Raw genomic sequence first — 12,868 nt, forward strand, 5'->3', positions numbered from 1 at the left:
CACTCGTGGACGAGGAGGTCGAGGACGATGGCATGGCCAATTGGCCGACATGCCGATATGGCGCAGTCGGACCCGTTCCGCATCTGGGACTCATGGACCCCGCCCGTGACCGTGGAGGAAACTGCCGACTCCTACGTGGTCGAAGCCGAGGTGCCCGGCGTTCCCCGCGAGAATATCGACGTGAACCTGAGCGGTAACGAGTTGTCGATCGAGGGTGAGATCACCGAACGCAAGCGTGTCGGTCTGATCCGCCATCAGACCCGACGCACCGGCCAGTTCCGCTACCGGGCGACCCTGCCGGGTGAGGTCGACGGCGACAAGGTCGCCGCTTTGCTCGAGAACGGAATGCTGCGCGTCGAAATCGGGAAGGCCGAGGCTGCGCGAGCCCGACGGATTGAGATCACCTCGGGCTGACTCGACAGGGCCGGAAACCTTGACTGACCAGCTCGGGAGTCGGAAAATTGAGTCCAACAGGCTCAACTCTGAAACGCAGTCTTTCACTAACTGAGGAGGAGAAAAATGGCACGCGCGGTCGGTATCGACCTCGGTACAACCAACTCGGTCGTGTCAGTGCTCGAGGGCGGCGACCCGGTGGTGGTTGCCAACTCGGAAGGGTCCCGGACCACGCCCTCGGTGGTCGCATTCGCCAAGAACGGTGAGGTGCTGGTCGGCCAGCCCGCCAAGAACCAGGCGGTCACCAACGTCAGCCGGACGGTGCGGTCGGTCAAACGCGAGATCGGCACGCCGTGGACGGTGGAGATCGACGGCAAGAAGTACACAGCGCAGGAGATCAGTGCCAGGGTTCTGATGAAACTCAAGCGTGACGCCGAGTCGTATTTGGGCGAGGACATCACGGACGCCGTGATCACCGTCCCCGCCTACTTCGAAGACGCGCAACGTCAGGCCACGAAGGAAGCCGGCCAGATCGCCGGCCTGAACGTGCTGCGCATCATCAACGAGCCCACCGCCGCGGCACTCGCTTACGGCCTGGACAAGGGCGACAAGGAACAGACCATCCTGGTGTTCGACCTCGGCGGCGGCACCTTCGACGTCTCACTGCTCGACATCGGCGAGGGTGTCGTCGAGGTTCGCGCCACCTCCGGCGACAACCACCTCGGTGGTGACGACTGGGACCAGCGCATCGTCGACTGGCTGGTCGACAAGTTCAAGGCCCAGAATGGCATCGACCTGACCAAGGACAAGATGGCGCTGCAGCGCCTGCGTGAGGCGGCGGAGAAGGCGAAGATCGAGCTGAGTTCCTCGCAGAGCACCTCGATCAACCTGCCGTACATCACCGTCGACGCGGACAAGAACCCGTTGTTCCTCGACGAGCAGCTCTCCCGCAGCGAGTTTCAGAAGATCACCTCCGATCTGCTCGACCGCACCCGTGCCCCGTTCCAATCGGTGATCAGGGACAGCGGTATCGCGGTCAAGGACATCGACCACGTCGTGCTCGTCGGTGGTTCCACCCGCATGCCCGCCGTCTCCGACCTGGTTCGGGAGCTCACCGGCGGTAAGGAACCGAACAAGGGTGTGAATCCGGACGAGGTCGTCGCGGTGGGCGCTGCCCTGCAGGCCGGTGTCCTCAAGGGCGAGGTCAAGGACGTGCTGCTCCTCGACGTCACGCCGCTGTCCCTCGGTATCGAGACCAAGGGTGGGGTGATGACCAAGCTCATCGAGCGCAACACCACCATCCCGACCAAGCGGTCCGAGACCTTCACCACGGCCGACGACAATCAGCCGTCGGTGCAGATTCAAGTGTTCCAGGGTGAGCGCGAGATCGCCTCGCACAACAAGCTGCTCGGCTCGTTCGAGTTGGCGGGTATTCCGCCGGCTCCGCGCGGGGTGCCGCAGATCGAGGTCACCTTCGACATCGATGCCAACGGCATCGTGCACGTGACGGCGAAGGACAAGGGCACCGGCAAGGAGAACACCATCAGGATCCAGGAGGGCTCCGGACTGTCCAAGGAAGAGATCGACCGGATGATCAAGGATGCCGAGGCCCACGCGGCCGAAGACTCCCGACGGCGTGAGGAGGCCGAAACGCGGAACCAGGCCGAGTCGCTGGTGTATCAGACCGAGAAGTTCATCAAGGACAACGACGACAAGGTTCCCGAGGACGTCAAGGGCAAGGTGCGGTCGGCGATCAAGGAAGTGCAGGATGCTCTGGCCGGCACCGACATCGGGGCGGTCAAGTCCGCGGTCGAGAAGCTGGCCACGGAGTCCCAGTCCTTGGGTCAGGCACTGTACGACACCCAGGCGCAGCAGGGCGGCGCGCCCGGCGGCGACGGGACCACGGGGTCCGATGGATCCGAGCAGGTGTTCGATGCGGAGGTGGTGGACGAACCGGGGAGGGAGGATGCGCGATGAGCACTGAGCGCACCAACGGGGAAAAACCACCGCGAGAACCGATTTCGATCACCGATAAACGCCGGGTCGATCCGGAGACCGGGCAGGTTCGAGAGCACACGCCCTCGCGCCCCCCGGTCGCCGGCGGCCGGAGCCAGTCCGCCGCCGGTGGGAAGAGGGGCGCGCCCGACGAGGATCGAGTAGCGGAGCTGACCGCCGATCTGCAAAGACTGCAGGCCGAGTTCGCAAATTACCGGCGGCGGGTCGAACGCGATCGGCAGGTCACGGCCGAGATCACGAAGGCTTCCGTAGCGGAAAAGTTCCTCGGGATCCTCGACGACCTCGACCGGGCACGCAACCACGGCGACCTCGAGCACGGACCACTGCGCGCTATCTCGTCCAAGATCCGGGCAACGCTTGCTGACCTGGGGGTGGCCGCATTCGGCGAGGAGGGCGATCCGTTCGATCCGACTCTGCACGAGGCAGTTCAGCACGAGGGCGACGGGCACGAGCTCGTCGTGGGAAGTGTGCTGCGTCGCGGCTACAAATTCGGTGACCGCAAGGTGTTACGGACGGCGATGGTTACCGTGGTGGACGCTCACCGATCGTAGGGATTGTGGAAGGAGGATGCCCGGTGACGCAGCAGGAATGGTTGGAGCGGGACTTTTATGCCGATTTGGGCGTCCCCTCTGGTGCGTCGGCGGACGAGATCAAGAAGGCGTACCGGAAGCTGGCCCGCGAGCTGCATCCGGACGCCAATCCGAACGACTCCCGCGCCGAGGAACGGTTCAAGTCGGTCAGTGAGGCGCACGCCGTGCTGTCGGACCCTGCCAAACGTAAGGAGTACGACGAGACGCGGCGGCTGTACAAGGCAGGAATGTTCGGTAACACGGGATTCCGCCCAGGCCCGACCGGCACCTCCCGTATGAGCGATTTCGACCTCGGCGATCTTTTCGGGAACGGATCGCACTTCACGACTGCCGATGCCGGCTCGATGAGTGACGTGTTCGGTGATCTGTTCCGGAGTCGCCGACAGACCACCCGGGCGCGCCCACGTCGGGGTAGCGATATCGAGACAGAGACACATCTGTCCTTCCGGGATGCGGTCAACGGTGCGGTTGTACCCTTGCGCATCAGTGGACCGACCGTGTGTACCACCTGTCACGGCAGCGGGTCTCGTCCGGGAACTCATCCGCGTCGGTGTCCCTACTGCGGTGGTTCCGGCGTGCTCAACCGGAACCAAGGCGGGTTCGGGTTCAGTGACGCCTGCGACGAGTGCCGTGGCACCGGCTCGGTGGTCGATTCACCGTGCACGGACTGTCACGGAGCCGGAGTCGCGAACCGCACCCGCACCATCTCGGTGCGCATCCCCGCCGGGGTGAGTGACGGGCAACGAATCCGGCTTCCCGCACAGGGTGAGCCGGGTCTGCGGGGCGCGCCGTCGGGCGACCTGTACGTGAATGTGCAGGTGGATCCCGACCCCGTGTTCGCCCGTGCCGGTGACGACCTGACGGTGACCGTACCGGCGACGTTCAGCGAATTAGCCCTGGGCACAACGATCTCGGTTCCCACTCTCGACGGTCGTGTCAGCGTGAAGATTCCACCGGGTACCCCGACCGGTCGGACCTTCCGATTACGTGAGCGTGGCGTACCGCGCCGCAGCGGACCACCCGGAGATCTGTTGGTGACCGTGGAGGTCGCCGTGCCGTCCCGGTTGGATCAGCATGCGGTCGATGCGCTGCGCACGTACGAGAAAGCCGAGAAGTCCGCGGGATTCGATCCGCGCGCCCACTGGCCCGGTCGCGGATGACGCTCATGACGATCACCCCACTCGGTACCGAGGTTGGTGCGCCGGCGGAATGGGTATCTCCTACACGATGATGGGGGATTTCCGGAACGGAGGTGGGCTGTGGACAGCTTCCTGGCCACCCCAAGGCGGGTGGCGGTCGCCGGGGACTGGCATGCCGACACCGACTACGCCGTCGGCGCGATCGCCCGTGCGGGAGCCCGCGCCGCCGATGTGATCGTCCAGCTCGGCGATTTCGGTTACACCTTCCGCCCCGCATACCTCGACAGCCTCGACGCCGCCCTCGCGGAGGAGGGCTTGGTCCTCGGCTTCGTCGATGGCAATCATGAGGATTTCGACTGGCTGTTGCAACAACCGATCGCCGACGACGGACTGCGGTACCTGCGGGAACGCATCGTCCACCTGCCGCGCGGGCTGCGCTGGCAGTGGGGTCAGCTGCGGTGCCTGGCTGTCGGCGGGGCCTGCTCGCTCGACAAGATACTGCGGACCCCACACACCTCATGGTGGCCGCAGGAAGCCCTGAGCGCCGACGAGGTCGGCGCCATCACTTCCGCTGGTGGCGCCGAGGTGATGTTCTGCCATGACTGTCCCGCCGGAATAGCCGTTCCCGGGTCGGCTCGTCGTGAGGCCGGGGTGCCACCCGACGAGTTGCGCGCGACGGCAGAGAACCGTGATCGACTTCGGATGATCGTCGACGCGGTTCGGCCGATTCGGTTGTGGCACGGACATTTTCACCAGCGCTACCAAAGCCTCCTCGACGGCGGGGACTATCGCACCGTCATCGACGGGTTGGGCCGCAACAGCGATCCGATCGATAACAACATGGTCGTCGTCGATGTGGCGGCGCTCGGCAGGCACGTCGCGGTGACACCCGCGTCCGGCGACGCGCGGGTCAACCCGTTCGCCGACGCGGACGCCGTTACCCCCACGCGGCCGCTCAACCGGGTTCTCGAGTCCAGGCGCCGAGGAGAAACTCCGGCTTGACCGTAGATGCTGGGTCAGCTGTTGACACCAGCCAGGGAGAAGAACTCCTGGCGTGAGCGGGGATCCTCGCGCAGCGCACCGAGGAGCGTCGACGTGACGGTGGCCGACCCTAGTGATTGCACGCCGCGCAGCGTCATGCAACTGTGCTCAGCTTCGATGACGACCCCGACACCGCGGGGGTGCAGTTGCTCGTCGAGCCAATCGGCGATCTGCTTGGTCAGCCGTTCTTGAAGCTGTGGCCGGCAAGCGAAGTGTTCTGCCACCCGGGCGAGTTTGGAAAGCCCGATGATGCGCTCACCGGGGAGATATCCGATGTGGACGGTGCCGACGAACGGCAGGAGGTGGTGCTCGCACACCGACCTGAGCGGGACGTTTCGGATCAGGACGAGCTCGTCGTAGTTCTCGTCGTTCGGGAAGGTGGTCAGATCGAACGCCCTGGGGGTGAACAATTCCGCATAGCCGTGGGCCATGCGCCGGGGAGTCTCGCGCAGACTCTCGGAAGTCAGGTCGACCCCGAGCGCTTCCAGGAAGGTTGCGGCCGCATCTTCGGCGGCAGCGAGGTCCCTTCCGGCGGCAGGGGGCAGAATATGGAGTGTCGCGTTCGAGGTCATGACCGAGTCCTTCTGAGAGCAGTGGGGTGTCCACCCGACGGGCCGGAGACTCGTCGAGTGGACGGGAAACTGAGGATGTCGGTTACGCGGCTGCGAAGTTCGTGGCCGGTGCAGTGCGTCGGTGCCACGCCGGGTCGTATACGTAGGCCAGTCGGCCGAGGGTCACTGCCGCGAGCATCAGGCCGAAGTCGCGCAGTGCGATGTCGTAGAAGTCCGGGTAGCTCAGCAGGTTGACGATGATCCCGGCGAGCCAGGCGGCGACAATGTAGGCCGCGTATCGCGGTTTGATCGCGACCGCGATCCCGGCGACGATTTCGATCACTCCGACCACCAGCATGGTCTGGTGGGCGCTGAGGGGGCCGATGTCGACGATCCAGGGTGCCAGGTAGTTCTCCCAAGTGGTGAGCAGATTGGTGAACTTGTCGAGGCCCATGACGATCGGCAGCACGGTGAAGCCGATGCGTAGCAACAGGAATGCGCCATAGGCGGGGTCGCTGCGTGCGCGTTGAACGGCGGCATCGAGGGAATGTTCAGAGACTGCTGACGAGGAGCGTGGCGTCGGGGCGTTCATCACTGATCCTTCTGTAAAAGTAATAGGAACTGTTTTTAGAATCCGCCCGCTCGCACCTATTTGTCAATAGTTCTTGGTGATAGAGTTGAGGCATGTCCTCCACAGCCCGATCCGCTGCGCCGGCGGCTCTGGCGGCGCTGAGTAATCTGGACGATCCGTTGCGGCGCAAGCTGTACGAATATGTGACAGAAAGCGCCACGCCGGTTTCCCGCGAGGAAGCGGCCGCGGCCGTCGAGATCGGTCGAACCCTCGCGGCCTATCACCTCGACAAGCTCGCCGATGCCGACCTGCTGACCATCAGCTATCAGCGGCCTGCCGGACGGAGCGGTCCTGGGGCCGGGCGTCCGGCGAAGCTGTATGCCCGGGCCACGACGGAGATGGCCGTCAGTGTGCCGCCGCGGGACTACGAACTGCTCGCCCGGTTGCTCGTCTCCTCGGTGGAACAGGATGTCAGCGGAACCGTTCGGAACGCGGTGAACGAGGCTGCGCTCGATGCCGGACGGCGATCTGCCGCCGAGTCCGGGGGCAACCTTCTGGCAGCGCTCCGAAGCTGCGGCTATCTGCCTCAGGTAACTGACGAAGGCCGCGTCGAGTTACGTAACTGCCCGTTCCATCTCGTCGCCCAGGACCATCTGGACGTGGTGTGCGGGCTGAACTTACGGCTCGTCGAGGGGATGATCGCCGGAAGCGCCGAACCCACTGCGCGGGCCAAACTCGATCCGCGACCCGACCGGTGCTGTGTAGTGGTCGACCCTCCGGAGTCCTGACTGTCTGCCTCGACCCGAACCGATCACGACGACGGCGCAGTGAAGTTGCGCATGAATTTCCGGGCTACTTCGTGAACTTTCGTGTTGGTGCGTTGGGAGATCTCGGCGAGCCGTTCGAATGCCTGGTCGCTCGAGATTCCGTGGATGGCCATCAGTACGCCCTTGGCCTGATCGATGTCGGCGCGTGACCTCAGTGCATTGTGAAGCTGGAGGACTTGGTCGTGTGCGCGCTGCCAGCGGAGTGCATTGGCGATGGCCGCCGAGGCCGCCGAGGTGAGCAGCCGCACCAGTTGTTCGTCGAAGGGGTCGAACGCTTCCGTGCGATAGCTGTACACGTTGAGAGATCCGATGAGTTCGGAGTGGTGGGCTCGGTCGGCGAGGAGAACGGGTACCGAGAGGTAGGCGTGAATTCCGGCCGCCTCTGCTGCGGCGGTGAATTCGGGCCATTCTTCTCGGTGTCGGCCGACGACCGCGCGAACCGTCTCTCGTGTGTGGGCGGCTTGTAGGCAGGGCCCACGGCCCGCGGCGTACTGGCGTTCGTCGATGGCGGCGACAGCGGCGTCGGTCGTGGCAACTGTGTCCGGAACGCCATCGACGAGGCGGGTCACGCTGGCGGCATCGGCCTCGGGGAGTGCCGTGACGGCTGTATGAGCCACTCGTTGCAAGGCCGTCTCGAGTGGTTCGCAGGCGACGGTCTCGTCGCGCAGCGCATTCAGCGCTCCGGTGACCACGTCCAAAGCGTGCGTTACCTCGGTCAGCGACAATCCCCCGATAGATTGCTCGGGCATCTCGCCCTCCTCGAGGGGTGTCGGGACTGGTCGACCTGACACAGCGCCTCTCGCCGCTATGGTCTCGACGTTTGCGCAGTGAGACCGTGTGCGAGATTGTTCATCCGGCAGTTTTCTGCTGCGTCGAGGCCTATTCGTCGGCGATTTCTCGGTCGTCGTCCATGGGCACCGCGAAAGCCTGTTCCCACGCGTCGGCCTCGGGTGCGTCCCACCTGCCAGAGGTGGGTGGTATCAGCTCGGCGACGGGCGCTGCCGACTGCTGTTGTTCGAGTCTGTCGGCCTCGGGAGCGTCCCACGACGACCGCGAAGTCACGGGCTGCTCGTCGGCGATCGAGCGGCTCCCTGCATCGGTGGGGTCGGCGGGTTGTGCTTGCTCGAGCTGGTCGGCTTCCGGAACGGCATCGGAGAGATCGATGTCCATGGTCGGTGTCCTTTCTGCTCGTAGCTGGGCGTTGTCAGCAGCGAGGCGGGTGTTGTCCCGTTGAAGTTTCTCGGTGCGGCGCTCGAGGTCCAGAATTCGGCCGATTCCGGCCAGGTTGACGCCGGCCTCTATAAGCTCGGAGACCCGCTGGAGGCGTGCGAGGTCGTAGTCGCTGTAGCGGCGGTTACCTCCGCTGGTGCGTGCCGGGGTGACCAGTCCGTACTGCTCGTAGAAGCGCAGCGTTTGGGCAGCGATGCCCGACAGTTCGGAGGCGACGGAGATGCCGTAGAGGCCGCGCCGGGATTTCGGAAGGATTTTCTTCGGCATGACACCTCCTCGGGAGCGGAATTCTCGCTGCCTACGTCTACCCGATACTACTCCGGACGCTGTAATAAACCTACAGTAATTGCTGCAGGTATGTGGTTTCTCGCCCTCACCGGGGCGGCAGGTCGGGGAAGGTGGAGGTCTCGGCATCGAGCATGGCGTTGAGCCAGACCAGGGCCTCGACCAGAGTGGTGGCCCGCACCGCTGGATCGGACTCGCGTTCCGCCGCCGCGAGTTGCGCACGGGCGGCGGCGCGATCGTCGGCCAATAACGCCAGCACCGACCGCCCTACCCGGCCCTGTCCGGGAGGCAGATCGCCGGCGCCCACCGTTCGGCCCGCGGTGGTACGGACCTCGAGGACGAAGGATTCCCCATCCGCCGCCGCGCCCAGGCGCGCGACGACCACGTCCGCGAGCGCGGTGACAATCCAGGTCAGTACATCCCCGTACAGGGCCGGCCGAGACAGCGAACTCCCGGGCGACTGCACAAGCGGGGACAACTCCGCAGAGAGCGCCGCGTAGTCTCGATCGGCGACCAGCGCGATCAGATGTCCGGCGACAAACCTTGCCTCCGGATACGCCCGGCCACCTGGGTCCGAAGCCATGAGCGACGAATACCCATCTCGATGGGGAACACGCACCCAGGGCTGGATCAGGCAGGTCGGATCCGGCGTTCGTTACCGCGCAATCGTCAACGGTGACGCCGGACCGGCCCGGCCCGGAACATCGGTGCCGGGTCGCTCGATGCGTGGTGCCGGACGCGAATAATCGTTGATGGGATCCCTGCGCTCGATGGCGCAATCAGGCTCTGCCGGTCGTATTCGGCGCGACGGAGCGGGTCACGGAGCACGGCGTACGCGGCCAGTAGGTGTTGCAGCGACTCGTCCGAAGGCTGGGTGTCGAGTGCGGCTTCGCGGGTGTCGGGGTGGAACTGCCGCAATCTGCGCCGGTACGCGCTGGTGATCTCGCTCTGGGTTGCGGTGCGTGGCAGCCCGAGGATGTCGTAGAAGTCGGTGCGGGTGTTCATGATCCGCGGGTCTCCGGTACCGGCGCCGCGAATGGGGTCCAGGGTGCCGGCAGTGGGAGGGGGCGAGGCGATCCGGTCGTACCCACAGTCACCCACCTGAGCAGGACGACGGCCTGCGGCGTGATGTCTTCCGGTGTCATCGCGCTCGCCCCTCCCCGGTTCAGGGTCAGGCGTTGACTGCCTTCTTCTCTGTGTTGGTACCGATTTCGATCTTGCGCGGCTTGGCCTTCTCGGCGACTGGGATGGTCAGGGTCAGCACCCCGGCGTCGTAGCGAGCCTCGATCCGGTCGGTGTCGAGGTTCTCACCGAGGAACAGTTGCCGGCTGAACACACCCCGTGGCCGTTCGGCCGCGACCATTTCCTTGTTCTCGTCCCGACTCGGCCGTTCAGCGTGCACAGTGAGAACGTTGCGTTCGACGTCCAGGGTCAGCGAATCGGCGTCCACTCCCGGCAGGTCGAATTCGACGATGAACTTCTCACCTTCTCGCCAAGCGTCCATGGGCATCACTGCCGGGCGGGCAGCGGTACCGAGGATCGACTGGGTCAAACGGTCGAGGTCGCGGAACGGATCTGTGCGCATCAACATCGTGTCCACCTCCAGAAAACCCTCTCGTTGTGACAGGTTACCTGCAGCAGATGCTGTAGATTCGTTATAGCATCTGTCGTAGTTGAAAACAAGAGATCTGGCAAGAGAATTCCTGGTGGGAGTCCTTTTCTGGTCCCTCCACACTCACGAAGCGGGCTGAGTCTCGATCGTCCGTAGACGCTGCTGGAACGTGCGCAGCAACAGGATCGCCGCGGTCAGCAATCCGCAGGACAGGCCGATCCACATGCCGTAGGTGTCGAGGCCGAACCCGAAGGCGAACAGAAGGCCCACCGGCAAACCCACCAGCCAATACCCGATGAGGGTGATCCCGAAGCTCGAGGCGGTATCGCCCACGCCGCGTAGCAGTCCGATACCGATGTTCTGGGCGGAGTCGGCGAACTGCTGGAAAATCGCGATCGCGAGGAGCACCGTCGCGATGGACACGGCCGTGGTGTCCGAGGTGTCCATGAACAGCGACAGCACCCAGGTCGGTGCCAGGAGATACACGACACCGACGACCGCGATGACGATTGCCGCGTGGGAGAAGGCGACTCGGGCGGTCAGACGCGATTTGATCGCCTCACCGAGTCCGACGAATCGACTGACCAGGATCGACGAACCGTGCGAGATGCCCACCGACACCTGGAAGACGATGTAGGTGAGCTGGTTGACCACGGTATGGGCGGCCAGAGCGGGAGCGCCGAAGCTGCCGATGATCACCGCGGTCACCGAGAACAGACCCGCCTCGCTGCCGTAGGTTCCGGCGATCGGGACCCCGAGACGGAGGATCGTCCGTACGGTCTCGGGCCGGGAACGGTGGATGGCAAGGCTGAGCATCGGCGACAGCACGTCGTCGCGGCGCACCATGGCTGCGAAGATCCCGAAGGTCAGCAGGTACACCAGCGAGGTGGAGACACCGATGCCCGGCAGGCCGAGGGCGGGAAGCCCGAAGGTGCCGTAGATGAAGGCCCAGTTGAGGGCGATGTTGAAGAGCACCGACAGGATGGTGATCACGAGCAGCGCCTTGGGTCGCCGCATGCCGACGGTGAACTGGCGGATCACCTGGAACCACAAGCACGGCACCAGGCCAGGGGCGAGCGCGATGAGCATCGGCAACGCCATGTCGAGAACCTCGGCGTCCTGGCCGACGAACCGGAGACCGTAACCGAGCCCGACGAGCAGGATGCCGCCGACGATCCCGGCGACTGTGGCGATGAGGAAGCTCGACCGGACGATGTCGCGAACTTCCTCCGCGGTGGCCTCGGACGGTGTGGTGTCGCCTGTCCGCTCACCGCGGCCGACAGCCCCGGAGATGAGGTTGCCGACGGCGGTCACCAGCCCGACGCCCATGGTGCGCAACTGATTGAACAAGGTGATGGCCAGACCGCCTGCCGCCAGCGCCTGGATGCTGATCAAGCCCATCATCACGGTGTCGGTGGTGGTGAGCGCCACCTGCGCGAGCTGGGTCAGGGCGATCGGCGCAGAGAGATAGGCGAGTTCGCGACTGGTCTGCCGGTAACTCTGTGTGGGCGCGATGGTTCCTGTGCTTCCGTGTGTCATGCGTACTCGATCGGCGACTGCTCGCGGGCGGACCGGCTTGCCGGTACTCCGGCCGCATCGAGCTTCTCGTCCACGTGCAGCTCGGCGGCGAGGTCGAGGAGCTCGTGGCGTGTCATCCATTCGTCGTCGAAAACTGTATCAAGGTACTTCTCGCCACCGTCGCAGACGATCGTGACGACGGTGCTGCCGGCGGGCAGCGTCGGGAGGACATCGAGTGCGGCGAAGATGGCGCCGCCGGACGAACCACCGACCATCAGCCCGTTCCGCCGGGCCAGAGCCCGAGCGGTCGCGAAGGCGTCGACATCGGACACCTTGATGCCCTGATCGAGGAGCGAGTAATCGACTGCGGTTCCGATGGTGGCTCCGGGAGGTGTGCCGGTGCCCGACTGGTGGTACGGCCCACCGGGTCCGCCGAAGGCGATGGAACCGACGGGTTCGACGCCGATGACGGTGGTCGACTGCCCGAGCCGCCGCAGTTCGCGCGCCGTCCCGAACAGCGAGCCGCCGGTTCCGACCGCGCAGACCAAGGCGTCGATCGGCGAGGCCGCGTCGTCGAGGAGCTCCGCGGCGAGGGCGCGGTAGCCCACGGCATTGCTCGGGTTGTTGTGTTGCTCGGGAAACCACCCGTCCGGGTCCGCCGCGGCCATTTGCTCGGCGAGGTCCTCACGGGCCGAGGTGGCGAGCTCGGTTTCGCCGTCCTCGGTGACGAAGTGCAAGTGGGCGCCCATCGCCCGCATGGATCGCAGCTTCTCGGCGCTGGCGTGGTTGTCGACGACGGCGGTGAAGCGGTATCCGCGTTCCGCCGCGACCACAGCCAGCCCCAGTCCCGTGTTGCCCGAGGTGGATTCGATGATGTGGCCTCCGGGACGCAGCAGCCCCGCGACCTCGGCGTCGATCACCATCTGGCGCGCCATACGGATTTTCATGGACCCGGTCGGATTGAATTGCTCGAGTTTGAGGAGATAGCGTGTCCCGTTTTCGAGGGTGCACAGCTGTAGCAGGGGAGTGGAACCGATCAGATCCGACACTCGGCTGACGACGCGGGCGGTAGTGGCAATGGTCTCCACTGTGTTC

Annotated in this window: 15 protein-coding genes; 6 read left to right on the top strand and 9 right to left on the bottom strand. The window is 65.1% G+C overall.

Translation table 11 applies throughout. The annotated features are described in order from the left end of the window. Positions 1–27: 27 nt before the first annotated feature. From CBI38_RS01465 to CBI38_RS01485, 5 genes are all read left to right on the top strand, one after another. The gene (locus CBI38_RS01465; RefSeq protein ID WP_109325769.1) at positions 28–414 is read left to right on the top strand and encodes an Hsp20/alpha crystallin family protein; all 387 of its coding nucleotides are present in this window, start codon (positions 28–30) and stop codon (positions 412–414) included. A 105-nt stretch (positions 415–519) separates the two neighbouring features. Next, a complete protein-coding gene (gene dnaK, locus CBI38_RS01470; RefSeq protein ID WP_109325770.1) occupies positions 520–2,370 on the top strand; it encodes a molecular chaperone DnaK in 1,851 nt (616 codons plus the stop codon). Next, positions 2,367–2,960, top strand: coding sequence for a nucleotide exchange factor GrpE (gene grpE, locus CBI38_RS01475; protein ID WP_109325772.1), 594 nt, complete (start codon positions 2,367–2,369; stop codon positions 2,958–2,960). Before dnaK ends, grpE begins: the two co-directional genes overlap by 4 nt. 23 nt (positions 2,961–2,983) lie before the next feature. After that, a complete protein-coding gene (dnaJ, locus tag CBI38_RS01480; RefSeq protein ID WP_109325786.1) occupies positions 2,984–4,159 on the top strand; it encodes a molecular chaperone DnaJ in 1,176 nt (391 codons plus the stop codon). Between the two features lie 99 nt (positions 4,160–4,258). Next, the gene (locus CBI38_RS01485; protein ID WP_230990048.1) at positions 4,259–5,140 is read left to right on the top strand and encodes a metallophosphoesterase family protein; all 882 of its coding nucleotides are present in this window, start codon (positions 4,259–4,261) and stop codon (positions 5,138–5,140) included. A 14-nt stretch (positions 5,141–5,154) separates the two neighbouring features. Here CBI38_RS01485 and folE read toward each other — a convergent pair whose 3' ends face one another. Next, the gene (folE, locus tag CBI38_RS01490) at positions 5,155–5,751 is read right to left on the bottom strand and encodes a GTP cyclohydrolase I FolE (RefSeq protein ID WP_109325788.1); all 597 of its coding nucleotides are present in this window, start codon (positions 5,749–5,751) and stop codon (positions 5,155–5,157) included. An 82-nt stretch (positions 5,752–5,833) separates the two neighbouring features. Further along, positions 5,834–6,322, bottom strand: coding sequence for a DoxX family protein (locus CBI38_RS01495; RefSeq protein WP_109325789.1), 489 nt, complete (start codon positions 6,320–6,322; stop codon positions 5,834–5,836). A 92-nt stretch (positions 6,323–6,414) separates the two neighbouring features. On the opposite strand from CBI38_RS01495, the gene CBI38_RS01500 reads away from it, so the two are divergent. Beyond that, positions 6,415–7,089 carry a helix-turn-helix transcriptional regulator gene (locus tag CBI38_RS01500; RefSeq protein WP_109325790.1) on the top strand — a complete coding sequence of 225 codons (675 nt, stop codon included), beginning with the start codon at positions 6,415–6,417 and terminating at the stop codon, positions 7,087–7,089. Positions 7,090–7,112: 23 nt separating this feature from the next. Here CBI38_RS01500 and CBI38_RS01505 read toward each other — a convergent pair whose 3' ends face one another. The 7 genes from CBI38_RS01505 to CBI38_RS01535 form a co-directional block, all read right to left on the bottom strand. After that, positions 7,113–7,877, bottom strand: coding sequence for a GAF and ANTAR domain-containing protein (locus CBI38_RS01505; RefSeq protein WP_109325791.1), 765 nt, complete (start codon positions 7,875–7,877; stop codon positions 7,113–7,115). Positions 7,878–8,007: 130 nt separating this feature from the next. Next, positions 8,008–8,625, bottom strand: a complete 618-nt coding sequence (locus CBI38_RS40500) for a MerR family transcriptional regulator (protein WP_109325795.1) — start codon at positions 8,623–8,625, stop codon at positions 8,008–8,010. A gap of 106 nt (positions 8,626–8,731) precedes the next feature. Beyond that, on the bottom strand, positions 8,732–9,226 hold the full coding sequence (locus CBI38_RS01515; RefSeq protein ID WP_109325803.1) for a hypothetical protein: 495 nt from the start codon (positions 9,224–9,226) through the stop codon (positions 8,732–8,734). 86 nt (positions 9,227–9,312) lie between these two features. Continuing rightward, positions 9,313–9,648 (bottom strand): J domain-containing protein, encoded by a 336-nt coding sequence (locus CBI38_RS01520; RefSeq protein WP_109325805.1) that lies wholly within the window; start codon positions 9,646–9,648, stop codon positions 9,313–9,315. A gap of 166 nt (positions 9,649–9,814) precedes the next feature. Further along, positions 9,815–10,234 (bottom strand): Hsp20/alpha crystallin family protein, encoded by a 420-nt coding sequence (locus tag CBI38_RS01525; protein WP_109334788.1) that lies wholly within the window; start codon positions 10,232–10,234, stop codon positions 9,815–9,817. Positions 10,235–10,378: 144 nt separating this feature from the next. Beyond that, entirely contained in the window at positions 10,379–11,794 is a 1,416-nt protein-coding gene (locus CBI38_RS01530) for an MATE family efflux transporter (protein WP_109325806.1), read from the bottom strand. Continuing rightward, positions 11,791–12,861, bottom strand: coding sequence for a PLP-dependent cysteine synthase family protein (locus CBI38_RS01535; protein ID WP_230990049.1), 1,071 nt, complete (start codon positions 12,859–12,861; stop codon positions 11,791–11,793). The genes CBI38_RS01530 and CBI38_RS01535 overlap by 4 nt, the downstream gene beginning before the upstream one ends. Positions 12,862–12,868 lie beyond the last annotated feature (7 nt).

The organism is Rhodococcus oxybenzonivorans (assembly GCF_003130705.1).
In the GTDB taxonomy this organism is placed as follows: Bacteria; Actinomycetota; Actinomycetes; order Mycobacteriales; family Mycobacteriaceae; genus Rhodococcus_F; species Rhodococcus_F oxybenzonivorans.